We start from the raw sequence: 18086 nt of genomic DNA, 5'->3' as shown, positions 1-18086 counted from the left end.
CAAAACCGGATCGAAAGGCTTTAACCGTCTGATGAACGTTTCCCGCCTCTTCTCTGCTCTGCTCGTCTCCTCACTCTTCATTCCACTCCTACCGAACATCGTGGATGCGAAATCGATTTTCGAGCGCCCGGTGCCGTCTCCCCGTGATTCTTCCGAGATAAACCTCTCATCCTCCAGAGCTAACCTGACCGCGCTCGTCGACCGTGAGGCGCGCGCCAACGGCATCCCCGTCGCCCTCGCCCGCGCCGTGGTGCGCATCGAGAGCAACTGGAAGGTCCAGACCACCGGGCGCGCCGGTGAGGTCGGTCTCATGCAGATCAAGCACCAGACGGCGCGCGGCATGGGCTACAAGGGCTCCCGCGCGAAACTCTACGAGCCCGCGACCAATATCCGCTGGGGCATGCGCTACCTCGCCGGCGCCTATCGTCTCGCGGGCGGCGACACCTGCGGCACCGTGATGCGCTATCAAGGCGGCCACGGCGCCAAGCGCATGTCATCGACCGCACGCAGCTACTGCTCCAAGGCACGCACCATCATGGCTTCCAACTGACGCCAACGCCCCGTATGCAGGGTTTGCCCTGTGGGCGGGGCGGCGCCGATTGTCTCTTCTTCCCCCGCGCACTTGACGCCAGCGCCGCGCTCCCGCATGTGCAGATCGCCAGCCGGCCGGACGGCCGCGTCATCGCAAGATGCCGAGGAAAGTCCGGGCTCCACGGAGACACGGTGCCGGATAACGTCCGGCGGGGGCGACCCTAGGGAAAGTGCCACAGAAATCAGACCGCCACGGGTTCGCCCGGGGTAAGGGTGAAACGGTGCGGTAAGAGCGCACCGCGCGTCCGGCAACGGAGGCGGCACGGCAAACCCCACCGGGAGCAAAGTCGTATAGGGGTGGCACGAAGCTACGCTTCAGGTCCCGTCTTCGGACAGCCGCCCGGGTTGACTGCTCGAGGCGCCAAGCAATTGGCGTCCCAGAGGAATGGCCGTCACGTGGGAGAAATCCCGCCATACAAAACCCGGCTTATAGGCCGGCTGGCACCCACTCTTCCCCCCGCGCCATTGGCGCCGGGCTCACGTCTTGCTACGGCTTGGCTGCCGTCAACCGTGAAGGAGCTCACCCTATGGCGATCCGCATCATTCTCGCCGGGGCCACCGGCTGGGTCGGGCGCGCGCTCACGCCCGCGATCGCCGCCGCGCCCGATCTCGACCTCGTCGCCGGCGTCGCCCGCTCCCATGCTGGCGCCGACCTCGGCACCGCACTCGGTCGGGCCGCGACCGGCGTTCCGGTCTTCGCCAGCGTCGCGGAAGCCCTCACCGTTCCCGCCGATGTGCTGATCGACTACACCAAGCCCGGCGTGGTGAAAGCCAATGCCCGCGCCGCTTTGGAGGCCGGCCTTTGCGTCGTGATCGGAACGTCGGGGCTCGGTGCTGCCGACTACGCCGAACTCGACGAGGTGGCCAAGGCACACGAGAAAGGGCTGCTGGCGGCCGGCAATTTTTCCATCACCGCAACCCTGCTCAAGCGGTTCACGCTGGAGGCGGCAAAGTACGTCGCCGATGTCGAACTCATCGACTACGCCTCGGCCGGCAAGCCGGACGCCCCTTCCGGCACAGGCCGCGAACTCGCCGAAGCGCTGGCGGGCGTGCGTCAGCCGGCGACCTCGCGCCCCATAGCCGAGGTGGTCGGCGTGCCGGAAACGCGCGGCGGCGCCTTCGGCGAGGGCCCGCGCGAGGTGCGGGTGCACGCGCTGCGCCTGCCCTCCTTCGTGCTGGGGGTGGAAGCGGTCTTCGGCGCGCCGGACGAGCGGCTCACCATCCGCCACGATGCCGGCTCGTCTGCCGCGCCCTATGTCGCGGGTACGCTGCTCGCCGCCCGCAAGGTACAGGGCTGGGTGGGGGTCAAGCGTGGCCTCGACACGCTGCTTGATTGAGCGAGCGGCGCCTCAGTCTGTCCCCACCTTGGCTTCCGGGGCGAGGATCGGACTGGCAAACTCCCGCTGGGTGGTGAAAGAACGTGCATTCCCCGTCGCGCCCGTCGGTGTGGTGTCGAGCCCCAGCCATTTCGCCAGCGGGATGCTGCCGGGGGGCAGCAGGCCGGGAGGACGCGTTGAAGCCGGTGCGGCCGGAGTCGGCGCGGGCGCGCGGGGCGCCGGGTAGCTTTGCGCGGGATAGGCCGGAGCGGGCGCCGGATAGGGGTCGGCCGCATATCCCCCGTTCTCATAAGGGTTTACGGCCGGAGGGGTCAGCACCATTGGCGCCCCGACACTCCCGGCGGGGGCACGGCTCGGCGCCTGGTAGGCCTGCGCGGGCGGATAGGCGGGAGCGGGAGCGGGGGCGGCGCGGGCGGCGGCCGGGCGGACGGGGGCCAAAGGCGCAGGCGCGAGCGGCGCGGGGGCAGCTGCCTCGTCATAACCCTCCTGCTCGTCGCCCGCCGGGCCATAGTCTTCCGCTGGCTGAGCCGCGCCCGGCACGGACGACATCGGGCCCGTCTGCCAGGACGCGCCATAGGGCGGCGCCTTGTAGGCGGGCGCTTTATACACCGGCAAGCGCGGCGGAATCGGACGCTGCGCCAAGGGTTTACAGGTGGTGGAGCCGGAGGCGCGGCGCATCAGGTCGATGTGGATGTGATCGTAGTGATAGATGTTCGAGCCGGGCGCCAGCACGACGGTGAACCGCTCGCACGCATCCGCCTGCACGGTGCGCAGGAAGCCGCGCGCATCGGCGCTGCCCTTCCAGTCCTTGCGCACCGAAATCTCGCGCCCGTCGGCCAGAACGAAGCCGCCGATGTCGAGCCCGTTGCCGAAAGCATGTTCGGAAATCTTGCCCGTCGTCGCCCCGTTCATGCGCCGGCAGGAATAGGACGACATCTGCTTGATCTTGACCACGGGCTGCCCGAACCAGGCCATGGCGGCGGGCTGAACATCTTGCGTCACCCATTGGTCGACGGCCGAGGTCATCGGGCAGGCCAGCGTCGCACGCGGGCTAACCTCAACAGATCCTTCGGAAAAAGCCGTGATGCGGAAGGCATGGTCCATGCCGCAGGTGCCGGCGCCGTTGATGGCGCGGTCCTGAACGATGAAGGCGGAGGGCTTCACGCGGCCCTCCGCCAAACACCTTTCTTCAGCTTCCGTGCGCCAGGGTTCGCGCTGATCGAACAGCCCGAACTTGCAACCCGAAAGCCCCAGAAGGACGAGCGGGGCTACGAAAAACCAGGATACGCCGCGCGTCATGGGAAGACGGTAACCCGTCTTGGTTGACAGCGGGTTAAGCCCCCTGCCCCCATGGCAAAAAGGCCCGCCGGGGGGCGGGCCTTTGCGTGTGTTCTTGGCGTGGACGATGAGTGCGGTGAGGTGGACGATGAGACCGATGGAGACCGATCCGCTTCGCGGCCCCTCATCCGCTCCGCTCTCTCCCCCACCGGGCGCGGGGCGGCGGGGCCGCCCCTGCCGTCCTCAGTGGTTGAGGTTCTTGACCACGTCCTCGACCATCTTCTTGGCGTCGGCGAACAGCATCATGGTGTTGTCGCGGAAGAACAGCTCGTTCTCCACGCCGGCATAGCCCGCCGCCATGCCACGCTTGATGAACAGCACGGTCTTGGCCTTCTCCACGTCGAGGATCGGCATGCCGTAGATCGCCGAGGTCGGGTCGGTCTTCGCCGCCGGGTTGGTCACGTCATTGGCGCCGATGACGAAGGCCACATCCGCCTGCGCGAACTCGGAGTTGATGTCCTCGAGCTCGAACACCTCGTCATAGGGCACATTGGCCTCGGCCAGCAGCACGTTCATGTGCCCGGGCATGCGGCCCGCCACGGGATGGATGGCGTATTTCACCTCGACGCCTTCCTCCTTCAGCTTGTCGGCCATCTCGCGCAGCGCGTGCTGGGCTTGCGCCACCGCCATGCCGTAGCCCGGCACGATGATGACCTTGGAGGCGTTCTTCATGATGAAGGCCGCGTCCTCGGCCGAGCCCTGCTTCACCGGGCGCGTTTCCACCGCCCCGGCCGGGCCGGTGGCGCTGTCGCCGCCGAAGCCGCCCAGGATCACCGAGATGAAGGAGCGGTTCATGCCCTTGCACATGATGTAGGACAGGATCGCGCCCGAGGACCCCACCAGCGCGCCGGTGATGATCAGCGCGGTGTTGGACAGGGTGAAGCCGATGCCCGCCGCCGCCCAGCCGGAATAGGAATTGAGCATCGACACCACGACCGGCATGTCGGCGCCGCCGATCGGGATGATGATCAGCCCGCCGAGAATGAGCGAGGCGATGACGATCAGCCAGAACACGGTGTGGCTCTCGGTCGCCACCAGCACGCCGATCAGCACCACGATCAGCCCGGCGAGCGCGGCGTTGATGAGGTGGCGCGCCGGCAGCAGGATCGGCTTGCCCGACATGTTGCCGTTGAGCTTGGCGAAGGCGATGACCGAGCCGGTGAAGGTGATGGCACCGATGGCGACGCCGAGGCTCATCTCGATCAGCGCCTGGGCATGGATATGGCCGGGATCGCCGATATGGAACGCCGCCGGCGCGTAGAGCGCCGCCGCCGCGACCATCACGGCGGCAAGGCCGACCAGCGAGTGGAACGCCGCCACCAATTGGGGCATCTGCGTCATCGCGATCTTGCGGGCGATGACCGCGCCGGCGCCGCCGCCGAGCGCGAGGCCGCCGAGCACCAGCGCCCAGCCGCCCGGGCCGGCCGGCGGGGAGGAGCCGAGCGTCGTCACAATGGCGATGGTCATGCCGACCATGCCGAAGATGTTGCCCTGGCGGGAGGTGACCGGGCTGGAGAGCCCGCGCAGCGCCAGGATGAACAGCACACCGGAGATGAGGTAGAGCAGCGCGACCAGATTGGCGTTCATGTCAGCGCTCACTTCTTCTTCGAGTACATGGCGAGCATGCGGCTGGTCACCAGGAACCCGCCGAAGATGTTCACCGCCGCCAGGACGAGGCCGACAAAGCCGAAGCCGCGTGCCCAGCCCGTGCCTTCCGCCACCGTGTCGACGCCGACCGCGAGCAGCGCGCCGACCACGATCACCGAAGAGATGGCGTTGGTGACGCTCATCAAGGGCGTGTGCAGCGCCGGGGTCACCGACCATACGACGTAATAGCCGACGAACACCGCCAGCACGAAGATGGCGAGCTGGAACACGAAGGGGTCGATCGCCCCGCCGGTCAGCGCATGCGCCGCATTGCCCGCAAGTTCCGCATAGCTCTGCTGCGCCGCCGCGGCATAGGCCTGCGCCGCTTCCGCCGCCTGCCGCGCCACTTCCGCCGCCATACGCGCCCCTTCGGCCGCGTTCTGCGCCATCGCCCCCTGCGCCGCGTCGGAGACGCCAGGCGCGTTCTGGGCGAGTATCACGCCCCCTGCCGGATTGGCCATTTCCTCGATTCCCCGTTCTGTGAGGCGGCTGCCGATCTCCCCGGCCGGGCCGCCCTTAAGGCTTGATCTCGTTACCAGCGTTCCGGACACCGCCCCGCCGCGTCATCCCGGACGGCGCCAAGCGCCGAGCCGGGACCGGCTGCGGAGCCCGCGCGACCCTCGCCCCCTTCGCGCCCTCATGCCCGTCCCCGGACTTGATCCGGGGATTGACCCGGGCACCCAGGCGTCTCCCGACGCGCCGCGTCAGGTGGGATCCCCGGGTCAAGCCCGGGGATGAGGGAGGAGGACTGGGCCCTCAGCCCGCCCGGCTCACGCCGCCGACGCGCCCTCGGCCGCGGCCGGCGCCGGCGCGAAACCGGGATGCACCACCGCCCCGTCCTTGGTCAGCAGCGTCGCCTTCACCAGCTCGTCGTCCCACTTCACGCTGAGCGCCTTCGACCCCTTGTCCACCAGCGTCTCGACGAAGGCGTAGAGGTTCTTGGCGTAGAGCTGCGAGGCGGTGGCGGCGAGACGGCCCGGCACGTTCAGATGCCCGACGATCTTCACCCCATTGGCGGTCGTCACCACCTCGCCCGGCACCGCACCGGCGACATTGCCGCCGCGCTCCACCGCGAGGTCGATGATGACCGAGCCCGGCTTCATCGACGCCACCATGTCGGCCGACACCAGCTTGGGCGCCGGGCGGCCGGGGATCAGCGCCGTGGTGATGACGATGTCCTGCTTGGCGATGTGGCTGGCGGTCAGCGCCGCCTGCTTGGCCTGGTACTCCGCCGACATCGCCTTGGCGTAGCCGCCGGAGGTTTCCGCCTGCTTGAACTCCTCGTCCTCGACGGCGATGAACTTGGCGCCGAGGCTCTCGACCTGTTCCTTCGCCGCCGGGCGCACATCGGTGGCCGAGACCACCGCGCCGAGGCGCCGCGCCGTGGCGATGGCCTGCAGCCCGGCCACGCCCGCGCCCATGATGAACACGCGCGCCGCCGGCACGGTGCCGGCCGCCGTCATCATCATCGGGAAGGCCCGGCCGAACTCGGCGGAGGCGTCGATCACCGCGCGGTAGCCGGCAAGGTTCGCCTGGGAGGACAGCACGTCCATCACCTGCGCGCGGGTGATGCGCGGCATCAGCTCCATGGCGAACAGCGACACGCCGGTGCCGGCGATCTCGGTCAGCGCGGCCTCATGGCCATGCGGGTCGGCGATGGCGATGACCAACGCGCCCTTGTTGGCGCCCTTGAGCGCGGCGGCCTCCGGCCGGCGCACCGCGAGCACGACATCCGCGCCCGCCACGGCGGCAGCGTTATCCGCCACCACGGTTGCGCCCGCGCCCTCATACTCCCCGTCGCCAATCCCCGACGCCGACCCCGCCCCCGAGGCGACAAAAACCGCCGCACCCAGACCGATATAGCGCTTTACCGTGTCGGCACTGGCCGCCACGCGCGGCTCGAACCGCGCTTCTTCCTTCAAAATTGCGATGCGCACTGCCTCACTCCCAAGATCGCCTTCCTCCCGAGAAGGTCATTGGCCGTCTTCTTCATGCGTCGCCAGGGACGGGCCGGTGGGGCTCCGCTCGCCGGCCCGGCGCCCCCGGCCGGGTCCGCCACCCATGTCACCCGCGGCGGGGCGCGGAGAATTTCCGGGGACGGAGGCCGTCGAGACGCGTGGGACCGCATGCGCGACACGCATAGTGGTATACAGAATTCCGCATGCCAGCAAGACGATTCCGGCAGGCCTCCGGCGCGGAAATGCAGCCCGGATCGCCGCCGCCGCGCCTGCCGCACCGGCACGCTCTTGTGATGGGATCCGCCCTCGGCGTCGCGAAAGGGACACGCTGCGGTGCAAGATAACATCCGAGAGACAGAAGTAGACTTTTGGTTCATATGAGGGTTCGCCGGTGCTGCGCATCGGCAAGCCCACCGACGGAGGATATCATGGTTAGCAGGCGTGGACGCGCGACCAAAATCGTGGCGACGCTGGGTCCGGCATCTTCGAGCCCGGAGATGATCAAGGCGCTGTACGAGGCCGGGGTCGACGTGTTCCGGCTGAATTTCAGCCACGGCACGCAGGAAAACCATGGAAGGGTGCTCGCCTCTGTGCGCGCACTTGAGAAGGAAGTCCGCCGGCCGATCGGCGTGCTCGCCGACCTGCAGGGCCCGAAGCTGCGCCTCGGCCGCTTCGAGAATGGCTTCATCAACCTGACCGCCGGCTCGACCATCCGCTTCGACACCGACCCGACGCCGGGCAACGAGACCCGCGTCTCGATCCCGCATCCGGAAATTCTCGAAGCCCTCAATGAGGGCTCCACCGTGCTGCTCGACGACGGCAAGGTGCGCGTGCGCGTGGTGAAGAAGGGCGCCGGCTTTATCGAGGCCGAGGTGGTGGCCGGCAACAAGCTGTCCAACAACAAGGGCTTCAACGTCCCCGACGTGCTGCTCCCCGTCTCGGCCCTCACCGACAAGGACCGCGCCGACCTGTTCTTCGCCCTCGACCTCGGCGTTGAGTGGATCGCGCTCTCCTTCGTGCAGCGCCCCGAGGACGTGATCGAGGCCAAGGAACTGATCCAGGGCCGCGCCCAGATCAACCTGAAGCTGGAGAAGCCGCTGGCGGTCGAGCACCTCACCCGCCTCACCGAGCTGTCCGACAGCATCATGGTGGCGCGCGGCGATCTCGGCGTCGAGCTGTCGCTGCCGGAAATCCCGGCGCTGCAGAAGCGCGTGATCCGCGAATCCCGCCGCCTCGGCAAGCCGGTGATCGTGGCGACGCAGATGCTGGAATCCATGATCAGCGCGCCCGTGCCGACCCGCGCCGAGGTCTCCGACGTCGCCACCGCCGTCTATGACGGCGCCGACGCGGTGATGCTCTCGGCCGAGAGCGCCGCCGGCCAGTACCCGGTGGAAGCCGTGGCGATGATGGACCAGATCATCAAGCAGGTGGAGCGCGACCCCGGCTACCGCGCCATCATCGAATCGCAGCGCCCGGAGCAGGGCCATTCGGTGGCCGATGCGGTGACGCAGGCCGCCTATCACGCGGCGCTGTCGACCAATGCGGCGGCGATCTGCACCTATACGCTCTCCGGCACCACCACGCTGCACGCGGCGCGCGAGCGCCCACGCATCCCGATCATCGGAATCGCCAGCCAGCTCTCCACCGCCCGCCGGCTGGTGATGTCCTATGGCGTGCATGTCGTGCATGCGCCGGAGGAGATCCACACCTTCGGCGAGATGGCGGCCAAGGCGACGCAGGTGACGGTGGACCACGGCTTCGCGACGGAAGGCGACCTCATCGCCATCACCGCCGGCGTGCCCTTCGCCACCCCCGGCACCACCAATGTGCTGCGGCTCGTCACCATCGACAAGACGATGGCGCACCGCACCCCCCGCCCGGAAGAGAGCGGCGATTCCATGCGCCCGCGCGCCGCGGCGATGAAGGCGGACGACGCCGTGCTGCGCTCCGCCCCGGTGGAGCCGAAGGCGGAGTGACGCGCGGCACCGCGCACACCCCAACGACCGAGAGGCCCGCCGCGAGGCGGGCCTTTTTCGTGGCCGGCAGGACGGGCTCAGCCCGGCGCTACCAGATGAAATGCTGCCGGGCGAGGGCGAGCACCGCCTCGTCCTCGGTTTCGATCGCGTAGAACGAACTGTCGAAGGCGATTACGCTCAGCCATGGCGCCGCCGCCGCGCCCTCAAAGGCGCGGAACTCCCCGGTGATGACCTGGAGAAGGGTGTCCGCGCGGGCGCGCAAGGCCGCGCCTGAGAGGCGCTGGCCGGTTCCGGCGATCGCCTGCGCCCAGTCGATGTCGTGGCCGCGTATGGCCGTCGCCCAGAATTCCCCCTCCTCGCCATGATCCAGCTCCCACGCGGCAAGGTCGCCACGCGGCTGCAAGAGGTGGAGAATGTCGCGCAGATGAACGTCGCGGCCATCCTCCCGCACGGATCGGAATTCAAAGGAAGCCATAGGTTAGCGTGGCACACAGGGCGGGGGCGGACAACGGCGTGGCCACACGCCATGCTCGCACCCTGCCGGAACCGGAGGTGGCGTGCGTCGTTGCCCGGTCTACGATAGCGCGCAACCCCAACCCCACGGAGACCGACCATGATCCTGACCGGCGGCTGCAATTGCGGGGAGGTGCGCTATGAAATCGACGGCGCGCCGCTGCGCACCGGGCTGTGCCATTGCGCCACCTGCCGCAAACAGTCCGGCTCGGCCTTTTCCTTCTTCGCCATCTGGCCGCGCGCCCGCGTGACGCTGTCGGGCGAGCTCGCCTGCTGGCAGGCGCGGGCCGGCGGGGAGCGCTTCTGCCCGCGCTGCGGCTCGCAGCTGTTCTGCTGGGAAGAGGGCTCGGACGAGATCGAGGTCAAGCTCGGCACGCTGGACGCGCCGCCCTCCGCGCTGGTGCCGTCCTATGAACTGTGGACCATCCGCCGCGAGAACTGGCTGGCGCCGCAGCAGGGCGCGGAGCAGCACGCGAAGGACCAGCCGACGCCGGAGGACTGAGCCGGGCACGGACGAAGCGGGCCTCGGCCGGGCCGGGCGCGAACGGCCGCACGGGCGACGACGCGGCCGGCGAACCGCCGCCGATGCCGAAATACTGCTCCACCCCGAGCGGCGCCCCATGGGGGCTCGCCACCCGGCCGGCTCTGCCGGTATCTTAGGGCGGCCTTATCGCCCCCCTACCGGACCGCCCGCCCCCATGCCGCCGCGCCCTGCCCTCGTCGCGCCCACCGTCGCCACGCCCGCCGCCCCCGCCGTAGTTCCCTCGCAAAGGGTGCTCTGCCTCGACGGGCTGCGCGGGGTCGCCGCCTGTTCGGTGGTGGCGTTCCATTTCTTCTACGCCTTCACCCCGGCGCCCTTCACCGATTGGGGTCGCACCGGCTTCGGCCCGTGGGACACGCCGCTGGCGGTGCTGTGGAACGGGCATTTCGCCGTCGCCCTGTTCTTCGTGCTGTCCGGCTTCGTGCTCGCCGCCTCGGCGCCGCGCAGCGCGCGCGAGGCGCCCGCGCTCATCGGCCTGCGCTATCTCAGGCTCGCCCTGCCCGCCCTCGTCTCCTCGGCGCTTGCCTGGGCGTGGCTGAACGGCTTTCCCGAGGCGGCGCGCGAGGTGCAGGCGATGACCGGCAGCCGCTGGTTCCGCTGGACCTATCAGCCGCCGATCCCGCCCTTCGATCAGGCGCTGTGGGAAGGCGGCATCGGCGTGTTTCTCACCGGCACGACGCGGTTCAACAACCCGCTCTGGACCATGCAAGCGGAGTTCTTCGGCTCGGTGCTGATCTATGGCTCCTATGCGCTGCTGCCCGGCCGGGCGCGCCCGCCCGCCATGGCGCTAGGGGCGCTGGTCCTCGCCGTGCTGGGGCAGTTTTCGCTCGCCGCCTTTTGCGGCGGCGCGCTGGTCTATGAGTTCCGACACCTCCTGCGCGACCATAAGCGGGGCGGCGCGCTCCTCGGCCTGCTCGGCCTCGTGCTCGGCGCCACCTATCCCGGCCATTCCAGTGAGGGCGGCCTCATTCCCCTGCTGCAATCCTTTCTCGGCGTCGACGGGCCCCGGCAGATCGGCGCGGTGATGGTGCTGGTGGCGCTGCTCATCACCCCGCCGGTGCGGCGCCTGTTCGAGAGCGCGCCCTTGCAGCGTCTCGGCGCACTCTCCTTCCCGCTCTATCTCGTGCATGTGCCGCTCATCGTCGCGCCAGCCTGCGCTTTCTATGCCCGCTTCGGCCCGCTGGAGCCGGCGGCGCTGGCCGGGCTGTTCGCGGCGACCTTCCTCGCCGCGCTCGCTCTGGCGACGCTGTTCCTCGTGGCGGTGGAACGGCCGGTGCTGGCCGGGCTGCGGACGCTGCGCGCCCGGCTGCGACGCCGCCCCGCGCCGGGCTGACGCCGCGACAGGTCGCCGCTTTCCCTCCATAACGGCGCAAGCTGTTGTTTCCTCGCCGGTCTTTTCGTGGTCTTAAACAGTTCCGGCCGCGCTGTTTCGGCCACCCCAGCCCACCCCCTCGGGGGGTCAAGGAGAGCCGCGTTGCGGGTCACGAAAGCCAAGGTCGCCGAGCACAGAAGGGCGATTCTGGAAACCGCCTCGCGCCTGTTCCGCGAACGCGGCATCAAGGATGTCGGCGTCGCCGAGATCATGCAGGCGAGCGGCCTGACCCATGGCGCCTTCTATGGCCATTTCCGTTCCAAGGCCGACCTTGCCGACCAGGCCTGCCGCGAAGCCTGCGCGGAAGGCATCGAGAGTTGGCGGCACTCTGCGGATCTGACCGCGCTGCTCGACCGCTACCTCACCCCGGCGCATCGCGACGCCCCGGCGCGCGGCTGCGCCCTTTCCGCGCTCGGCGCCGAGGTCGCGCGCCAGTCGCCCGAGCTGCAGAAGAGCTATGCGGAAGGGCTGGAAGGCTTTCTCGCCGCGCTGGAGCGGCACATGACGGAGGCCACGCCCGAAGAGCGGCGGCGGCAGGCGCTGGCAGTGCTTTGCGGCATGATCGGCGCACTGACCCTGGCGCGCGGCGTGGCCGAGGGCGACCCGGCGCTTTCCGCCGAGATTCTCGCCGCCATGCGCGAGACGCTGCGGGCAAAGTTCGGCGCTTAAAACCCGCACGCCGAAGGCGCGATTGCTCTACCCCGCCGCCTGCAATGCCTTGCGGAAGCGCAGCACGGCGAGGCCGAAAAAGGCGGCGCCGATGGCGGCGAGCGCGAGCAGATTCGGCCAGATCACCGCCAGCCCGGCGCCGCGATAAAGCACCGCCTGCGACAGCGCGACGAAATGGGTGGAGGGCGAGAGCTGCATCACATTCTGCAGCCAGACCGGCATGCTCTCCATCGGCGTGGTCGAGCCCGACAAGAGGTTCATGACGATGAGGATCGGCATGACGATGAGGCCGAACTGCGCCATGGAGGTCGACACCGTCGCCACCAAGATGCCGAGCGCCGTCACCGAGAACTGGTAGACCAGCATGGAGGCGACGAACAGCGTCACCGAGCCCTGCACCGGCACGTTGAGCAGCCGCTCGACCACGATGAGCAGCGACAGCGTCGCCGCCACCACGATGACGAGGCCATTGGCCCAGATCTTCGCCAGCATGATCTCGATCGGCGTCACCGGCATGACCAGCAGATGCTCGATCGTGCCGTGCTCGCGCTCGCGGATCAGCGCCGCGCCGGAGAGGATGACGGCGAGCATGGTGACGTTGTTGATGACCTGCATCACCGCCGTGAACCAGGCGGAGGTGAGGTTGGCGTTGAATTTCGGCCGGATCACCACGCTCACCGGCGCCTCGCCCGTGGAGGAGGCGACGGCCGAGCGGGCGGCGAGCGCGGCGGCCACTTCCTGCGTCATGATGTTCTGGATATAGGCGGCGCCATTGCCCGCCTGCGACATGGCGGTCGCGTCGATGTCGAGCTGCAAGGCGGGGTCGCGGCCGGCGATAAGGTCGTGCTCGAATTTCGGTGGGATGGTGAGTACGAAGACATAGCGCCCGGAATCCATCGCCGCATCGACCTCATCGGCGGTGATGACGACGGGCGGCTTGAAGAAAGGCTGCAGCAGCGCGTCGCGCAGCTGGCGCGACAGCGCGCTCTGGTCCTCGTCCACCACCGCCACCGCGGCGTTCTCCACCTCGAACTTGGCGCCGGCCGAGACGGTGTAGACCGCGACGGTAAAGGTATAGAGGATCAGCCCCGCCAGCACCGGGTCGGCCTTGAGGCTGTAGAGTTCCTTGATGCCGAGGCGCCAGATGCGGGCAAGGCGGGCGAACATGCTCACGCCCCCTGCTTGCGAAGCGCCAGCATGGCGCCGGCGATGAAGACAAGCGCGAGCACGAACACCATGGCGATGTCGTGCCACAGCGCGCCGAAGCCGAGCGCCTTGGTGAAGGTGCCGACGCTCACCTGCTGATACCAGGCCGAGGGAAAGGCCAGCCCCATCAGCCGCGCCCCGCCCGACAGCGAGGAGACCGGCACCAGCAGGCCGGAGAAATTCACCGCCGGAATGATGGCGACGATGGCGGTGGCGAAGATCGCCGCCACCTGGCTGCTGACGAAGCTCGATACCAGCAGGCCGAAGGCGGTGGTGGAGAATACATAGACCAGCGAGCCGAAGGCCAGCGTGGCGAAGGAGCCCTTCACCGGCACGGCGAACACCAGCCACGCCGCCACAACCATGGTGAGGAAGCTGACAAAGGCGATGGCGACATAGGGCAATTGCTTGCCGAGCAGGAATTCGAACCGCGTTACCGGGGTCGACTGGAAATTGGTGATGGAGCCGGTTTCCTTCTCCTTCACCACGCCGAGCGCGCTCATGATGGCGGGGATCAGCACCAGCATCAGCATGATGACGTTCGGCACCATGGCGTTCACGCTCTTGAACGCCTGATTGTAGCGGTAGCGCGGCTCCAGGGTGAAGGCGGCGGACGGGCTGGCCTTGCCCGTGCTGCGCTCCTGCGCATCCGTGAGATAGCTCTGGGCGATGCCCTGGACATAGCCGCGTGTGGTCTCGGCGCGGAACGGCATGGAGCCGTCGAGCCAGACGCCGATTTCAGGCGTGCGCTCGCGCAGCAGGTCGCGGCCGAAATTCGGGGGGATTTCGATGGCGAGCTTGAGCTCCCCGCTTTTGATCCGCGTTTCCAGCTCCTCGATCGAGGATATGGGCGCATGGGTCTCGAAATAGCGCGAGCCCTCGAAGCTCTCCAGCACCTGCCGGCTCTGGGCGCTGCGGTCCTGGTCGAAGGCGGCATAGGGCAGCTTCTCGACATCGAAGGAGATGCCGTAGCCGAAGGTGAACAGGAGCAGGATCGGGCCGATGAGCGCGAAGGCGAGGCGGGCGGGGTCGCGCACGATTTCCAGCGCCTCGCGCCGCGCATAGGCCCAGAGCCGGCCGGCGTCGAAGCGCTTCACCGGCGCCAGCGTCGCCGGGCGTTCCTTCAGCTCCACTGCGCCGGCGTCGCGCCCCATGCCGGCCTCTTCCAGCACGGTGATGAACACCTCTTCCAGCGTCGCCATGCCACGCTCGCGCTTCAGCGCCTCCGGCGTGCCGACCGCCAGCACCCGGCCGGCATGCATCAGCGAGATGCGGTCGCAGCGCTCGGCCTCGTTCATGAAATGGGTGGAGAGGAAGATCGTCACCCCGTCCTGCCGCGACAACTCGATCAGCGTGCGCCAGAAGCCGTCGCGGGCCACCGGATCGACGCCGGAGGTCGGCTCGTCGAGGATGAGGATTTCCGGGCGATGGATCACCGCCACGGCGAGCTGCAGCCGCTGGCGGATGCCGAGCGGCAGGCTTTCGGGCCGCATATCGGCGACGTCGGCGAGGTCGAAGCGCCGCTCCATCTCGGCGACGCGCGCCTCGCGGTCGGCGATCTCGAACAGCTCGGCGTGCAGCACGAGATTCTGCCGCGCGGTGAGTTCGCCATAGAGCGAGAAGGCCTGCGACATGTAGCCGACGCGCTTGCGCGTTTCCATGTCGCCGCCGGCGAGCGGGGCGCCGAACAGCTTGGCCTCGCCCTCGCTGGCGGGCAGAAGGCCGGTGAGCATCTTCATCGTCGTCGACTTGCCCGAGCCGTTGGAGCCGAGAAAGCCGAAGATCTCGCCGCGCTCGATGCGGAAATTCACATGGTCGACGGCGACGAAATCGCCGAAGCGGCGGGTGAGCCCGTTGGCCTCGATCGCCGGCTCGCCGTCATGGACGACGCGCGGCAGGTCCGGCAGCGGGCCGTCCTGCGCCCGCTCGGCTTGCGGCAGCAGGGCGACGAAGGCGCGCTCCAGCGTCGCCTCCCCCGCCTGCGCGCGGATCTCGGCCGGCGTCCCGGTGGCGAGCACCCGCCCGGCATTCATCGCCGCCAGCCAGTCGAAGCGCTCCGCCTCCTCCATATAGGCGGTGGCGACAATGACGCTCATCGACGGGCGGCGCTCGCGCAGCCGCGCCATCAATTCCCAGAACTGCCGGCGCGACAGCGGGTCGATGCCGGTGGTGGGCTCGTCGAGAATGACGAGATCGGGGTCGTGGATCAGCGCGGCACAGATGCCGAGCTTCTGCTTCATGCCGCCGGAGAGCTTGCCGGCCGGGCGCGCGGCGAAGGGGGCGAGGCCGGTGGCGGCGAGCAGTTCGGCGATACGCTCGGCACGCTCCGCCGCGCCCTGGCCGAACAGCCGGCCGAAGAAATCCAGATTCTCGGCGATGGACAGGGTCGGGTAGAGATTGCGCCCCAGCCCCTGCGGCATGAAGGCGATGCGCCCGCCCGCCTGCCGGCGCCAGTCGCGCGCCGCCATGTCGCCGCCGAGCACGGATACGCGGCCCTCCTGCAGGCGGGTGACGCCTGCGGCGAGGCCGAGCAGGGTCGATTTGCCCACCCCGTCCGGCCCGATCAGCCCAGCCATGCAGCCGGCCGGCACGGCGAGGTCCACCCCGTCCAGCGCCAGCGTCTTGCCATAGCGATGGGTGACGCCGGCAAGCGCGAGGACGGGCGTGCCCGCATCCCCGCTCATTGCGGCAGCTTGACCGCGAGCCTATCCGGCCACGGCGTCGCCGGATCGGTGCGGACATAGGCGAGGCCGCGCACCCCGGCCTTCACCCGGTCCTCATATTGCCGCAGCAGCTCCGGCGCGATGCGCAGCTTGACGCGGAACATCAGCTTTTCCCGCTCATCCGCCGTCTCCACCGCCTTCGGCGTGAACTGCGCGCCGGTGGCGACGAAGCTCACCTTGGCCGGCACGACATAATCCGGCGCGGGATCGAGAATGATCCGCGCCTCGTCGCCCATGGCCAGCCGCCCGGCGACGCGCGCCGGCACGAACACGGTCATGTAGACATCCGACAGGTCGAGCAGGGTGACGATGGGCGCACCGGCGGCGACCACCTCGCCCGACTGCACCAGCCGGTATTCGACCCGGCCGCGCCGGGGCGCCCGCAAGGTGGAATCGTCGATCAGCGACTGCACCCGCGCCACCTCCGCCCGCGCGGCATCGGCGGCGGCGTCCGCCTCGTCCAGCGAGGCATGGGCCGCCTTGAGCGCGGCCAGCGCGACATTGAGCTGGCTCTGGCGCAAGTCGAGCGACTGGGCGGTGCCGAAGCCGCTCTCCTTCAGCTTGGAGGCGCGCTCATGTTCCTGCTGCGCCAGCGTGCGCTCGCTCTCGCGCTGGGCGATGGCGGCTTCCGCCTCGGCAATGGCCTTTTCCGCCCGGCGCACCTGCGCCTGCGCGCCGGCGAGCTGGGCTTCCAGCTCGGACGTGTCCATGCGGGCGACGACCTGCCCGGTCTCCACCGTCTGGCCCTCTTCCACCAGCACGGTGAGCACGCGGCCGGCGAGCTTGGCGGCGACCAGCACCTGCTCCGCCTCGATCCGCCCATTGGTGGAGACGATGCCCTCCGGCAGCCGGTTGCCGGTGAGCTTGCCGATCAGCCCCTGCAGGCGCGCCGCGAGACCGGTGGGCGAGGCCGTGCCGGAACCCGTCTCCTGGGCCGCTGCCGGCGCGGCGAGGGCGGCCGCGAGCACGAGCGCGAGAGAGAAAGCCTGGAACCGTCGCTGACCTGCCATCGTGGCTCCCTAGGATTGCAGCCGCTCATCAAGAGGATGGGGCGCCGGGCCGCATCCGCCAGTTGCTCGCGAAACAGTGTCCACGAACAGTAGCGCATGAGTAGCCGTCATTTGCACCCGCGTCTTGACCACGATCAACGAAGGGACGGCCATGAGCCTGTTGGATGCCGGCGCCATCACCCCTGAGGTCCCCTTGATGAAGGCCATGGTCCTCCACGCCACTGGCGAGGCGCTGCGTTTCGAACAACGCGCGCTGCCGGCGCCCGGCCCCGGGGAAATCCGGGTGCGGGTGGAAGCCTGCGCCGTGTGCCGTACCGATCTTCACGTCGTCGATGGCGATCTGCCGCCCGGCCCGCTGCCCATCATCCCCGGCCATGAGGTGGTCGGCATTGTCGAGGCGCAGGGCGAAGGGGTCGAGGTGCCCGCGCTCGGCACCCGCGTCAGAATCCCGTGGCTCGGCCATAGCTGCGGCCACTGCCCCTATTGCGCCAGCCAGCGCGAGAATCTGTGCGACGCCCCCGCCTTCACCGGCTACACCCGCGACGGCGGCTTCGCCTCGCATATCGTCGCCGATGCCGCCTTCTGCTTTCCGCTCATCGGCTTCGACGATCCCGTCGCCGCCGCGCCGCTGATGTGCGCCGGGTTGATCGGCTGGCGCACGCTGAAACTGGCGGGGGAGGCCCAGCGCGTCGGGCTCTACGGCTTCGGCGCCGCCGCCCATCTCATCGCCCAGCTCTGCCGCTGGCAGGGGCGCGAGGTCTATGCCTTTACCCGCGCCGGCGACGAGGGCGCGCAACAGCTCGCCCTCTCGCTCGGCGCGCGCTGGGCGGGAAGCTCGGGCGAGGCGCCGCCGGTGCCGCTCGACGCCGCGCTGATCTTCGCCCCCGTCGGCGCGCTGGTGCCGCTCGCCCTGCGCGCGGTGCGCAAAGGCGGTCGGGTGGTGTGCGGCGGCATCCATATGAGCGACATCCCGCAATTTCCCTATTCGCTCTTGTGGGAAGAGCGGCAGGTGCTGTCCGTCGCCAACCTGACCCGTGACGACGCGCACGAATTCCTCGCCCTCGCCCCGCGGGCCGGGGTGCGGGCGACCACCCATGTCTACCGGCTGGAACAGGCCAATGACGCCCTCGCCGATCTGCGCGCGGGCCAATTTCAGGGGGCGGCGGTGCTGGTCCCGTGACCCGGCAGGCCCGCGCCCTATCTCA

15 protein-coding genes and 1 other RNA gene are annotated in these 18086 nt (G+C 69.2%); 8 read left to right on the top strand and 8 right to left on the bottom strand.

What is annotated here, in order from left to right; translation table 11 throughout:
* The first annotated feature begins 31 nt into the window (after positions 1–31).
* The 3 genes from K9D25_RS09170 to dapB all read left to right on the top strand — a co-directional run bounded on the left by K9D25_RS09170 (position 32) and on the right by dapB (position 1928).
* Positions 32–550: a lytic transglycosylase domain-containing protein gene (locus K9D25_RS09170; RefSeq protein ID WP_244450540.1), complete on the top strand. Its 519-nt coding sequence runs from the start codon at positions 32–34 to the stop codon at positions 548–550.
* A gap of 108 nt (positions 551–658) precedes the next feature.
* Positions 659–1037, top strand: an RNA gene (rnpB, locus tag K9D25_RS09165) — RNase P RNA component class A.
* Between the two features lie 81 nt (positions 1038–1118).
* A complete protein-coding gene (gene dapB / locus K9D25_RS09160) occupies positions 1119–1928 on the top strand; it encodes a 4-hydroxy-tetrahydrodipicolinate reductase (RefSeq protein ID WP_244450539.1) in 810 nt (269 codons plus the stop codon).
* A 12-nt stretch (positions 1929–1940) separates the two neighbouring features.
* Here the strand turns inward: dapB and K9D25_RS09155 are convergent, their stop codons facing one another.
* The 4 genes from K9D25_RS09155 to K9D25_RS09140 form a co-directional block, all read right to left on the bottom strand.
* Positions 1941–3227: an extensin family protein gene (locus K9D25_RS09155; protein ID WP_279613803.1), complete on the bottom strand. Its 1287-nt coding sequence runs from the start codon at positions 3225–3227 to the stop codon at positions 1941–1943.
* A 222-nt stretch (positions 3228–3449) separates the two neighbouring features.
* Positions 3450–4853 (bottom strand): NAD(P)(+) transhydrogenase (Re/Si-specific) subunit beta, encoded by a 1404-nt coding sequence (locus K9D25_RS09150; protein WP_244450537.1) that lies wholly within the window; start codon positions 4851–4853, stop codon positions 3450–3452.
* An 8-nt stretch (positions 4854–4861) separates the two neighbouring features.
* Positions 4862–5302: a proton-translocating transhydrogenase family protein gene (locus tag K9D25_RS09145; protein WP_244450829.1), complete on the bottom strand. Its 441-nt coding sequence runs from the start codon at positions 5300–5302 to the stop codon at positions 4862–4864.
* A 381-nt stretch (positions 5303–5683) separates the two neighbouring features.
* Positions 5684–6850, bottom strand: a complete 1167-nt coding sequence (locus K9D25_RS09140; RefSeq protein ID WP_244450536.1) for a Re/Si-specific NAD(P)(+) transhydrogenase subunit alpha — start codon at positions 6848–6850, stop codon at positions 5684–5686.
* A 449-nt stretch (positions 6851–7299) separates the two neighbouring features.
* Between K9D25_RS09140 and pyk the strand changes: the two genes are divergently transcribed.
* Positions 7300–8847, top strand: coding sequence for a pyruvate kinase (gene pyk / locus K9D25_RS09135; RefSeq protein ID WP_244450535.1), 1548 nt, complete (start codon positions 7300–7302; stop codon positions 8845–8847).
* Between the two features lie 88 nt (positions 8848–8935).
* Here the strand turns inward: pyk and K9D25_RS09130 are convergent, their stop codons facing one another.
* Positions 8936–9298, bottom strand: coding sequence for a hypothetical protein (locus K9D25_RS09130; protein WP_244450534.1), 363 nt, complete (start codon positions 9296–9298; stop codon positions 8936–8938).
* Between the two features lie 162 nt (positions 9299–9460).
* Between K9D25_RS09130 and K9D25_RS09125 the strand changes: the two genes are divergently transcribed.
* The 3 genes from K9D25_RS09125 to K9D25_RS09115 all read left to right on the top strand — a co-directional run bounded on the left by K9D25_RS09125 (position 9461) and on the right by K9D25_RS09115 (position 11942).
* Positions 9461–9862, top strand: a complete 402-nt coding sequence (locus K9D25_RS09125; protein ID WP_244450533.1) for a GFA family protein — start codon at positions 9461–9463, stop codon at positions 9860–9862.
* 196 nt (positions 9863–10058) lie between these two features.
* Entirely contained in the window at positions 10059–11234 is a 1176-nt protein-coding gene (locus K9D25_RS09120; protein ID WP_244450532.1) for an acyltransferase family protein, read from the top strand.
* Positions 11235–11375: 141 nt separating this feature from the next.
* Positions 11376–11942, top strand: a complete 567-nt coding sequence (locus K9D25_RS09115) for a TetR/AcrR family transcriptional regulator (protein WP_244450531.1) — start codon at positions 11376–11378, stop codon at positions 11940–11942.
* Between the two features lie 27 nt (positions 11943–11969).
* Here the strand turns inward: K9D25_RS09115 and K9D25_RS09110 are convergent, their stop codons facing one another.
* Genes K9D25_RS09110 through K9D25_RS09100 form a run of 3 tightly spaced genes read right to left on the bottom strand, consistent with a single transcriptional unit; the run spans position 11970 to position 16881 of the window.
* Positions 11970–13109 (bottom strand): ABC transporter permease, encoded by a 1140-nt coding sequence (locus K9D25_RS09110; RefSeq protein ID WP_244450530.1) that lies wholly within the window; start codon positions 13107–13109, stop codon positions 11970–11972.
* Positions 13110–13111: 2 nt separating this feature from the next.
* Complete coding sequence (gene rbbA, locus K9D25_RS09105) at positions 13112–15832, bottom strand: ribosome-associated ATPase/putative transporter RbbA (protein WP_244450529.1); 2721 nt, start codon at positions 15830–15832, stop codon at positions 13112–13114.
* Positions 15829–16881: an HlyD family secretion protein gene (locus K9D25_RS09100; RefSeq protein WP_244450528.1), complete on the bottom strand. Its 1053-nt coding sequence runs from the start codon at positions 16879–16881 to the stop codon at positions 15829–15831. Before K9D25_RS09100 ends, rbbA begins: the two co-directional genes overlap by 4 nt.
* Before the next feature lie 196 nt (positions 16882–17077).
* Between K9D25_RS09100 and K9D25_RS09095 the strand changes: the two genes are divergently transcribed.
* Positions 17078–18061 carry a zinc-dependent alcohol dehydrogenase family protein gene (locus K9D25_RS09095; protein ID WP_244450828.1) on the top strand — a complete coding sequence of 328 codons (984 nt, stop codon included), beginning with the start codon at positions 17078–17080 and terminating at the stop codon, positions 18059–18061.
* The last annotated feature ends 25 nt before the right edge of the window (positions 18062–18086 follow it).

Origin of the sequence: Ancylobacter polymorphus (genome assembly GCF_022836935.1) — a bacterium.
GTDB classification, from domain to species: domain Bacteria; phylum Pseudomonadota; class Alphaproteobacteria; order Rhizobiales; family Xanthobacteraceae; genus Ancylobacter; species Ancylobacter polymorphus_A.
The sequence above is the reverse complement of the archived record's forward strand: the minus strand, read 5'-3'. Positions and strand labels throughout refer to the sequence as shown.

What these genes read in the sequence shown, in the direction of transcription:
- K9D25_RS09110 (WP_244450530.1), bottom strand. Translation starts at nt 13,109, where the DNA reads ATGTTCGCCCGCCTTGCCCGCATCTGGCGCCTCGGCATCAAGGAACTC.
- rbbA (WP_244450529.1), bottom strand. Translation starts at nt 15,832, where the DNA reads ATGAGCGGGGATGCGGGCACGCCCGTCCTCGCGCTTGCCGGCGTCACC.
- K9D25_RS09125 (WP_244450533.1), top strand. Translation starts at nt 9,461, where the DNA reads ATGATCCTGACCGGCGGCTGCAATTGCGGGGAGGTGCGCTATGAAATC.
- K9D25_RS09095 (WP_244450828.1), top strand. Translation starts at nt 17,078, where the DNA reads ATGAAGGCCATGGTCCTCCACGCCACTGGCGAGGCGCTGCGTTTCGAA.
- K9D25_RS09120 (WP_244450532.1), top strand. Translation starts at nt 10,059, where the DNA reads ATGCCGCCGCGCCCTGCCCTCGTCGCGCCCACCGTCGCCACGCCCGCC.
- K9D25_RS09145 (WP_244450829.1), bottom strand. Translation starts at nt 5,302, where the DNA reads ATGGCGCAGAACGCGGCCGAAGGGGCGCGTATGGCGGCGGAAGTGGCG.
- K9D25_RS09100 (WP_244450528.1), bottom strand. Translation starts at nt 16,881, where the DNA reads ATGGCAGGTCAGCGACGGTTCCAGGCTTTCTCTCTCGCGCTCGTGCTC.
- K9D25_RS09170 (WP_244450540.1), top strand. Translation starts at nt 32, where the DNA reads ATGAACGTTTCCCGCCTCTTCTCTGCTCTGCTCGTCTCCTCACTCTTC.
- K9D25_RS09150 (WP_244450537.1), bottom strand. Translation starts at nt 4,853, where the DNA reads ATGAACGCCAATCTGGTCGCGCTGCTCTACCTCATCTCCGGTGTGCTG.
- pyk (WP_244450535.1), top strand. Translation starts at nt 7,300, where the DNA reads ATGGTTAGCAGGCGTGGACGCGCGACCAAAATCGTGGCGACGCTGGGT.
- dapB (WP_244450539.1), top strand. Translation starts at nt 1,119, where the DNA reads ATGGCGATCCGCATCATTCTCGCCGGGGCCACCGGCTGGGTCGGGCGC.
- K9D25_RS09155 (WP_279613803.1), bottom strand. Translation starts at nt 3,227, where the DNA reads ATGACGCGCGGCGTATCCTGGTTTTTCGTAGCCCCGCTCGTCCTTCTG.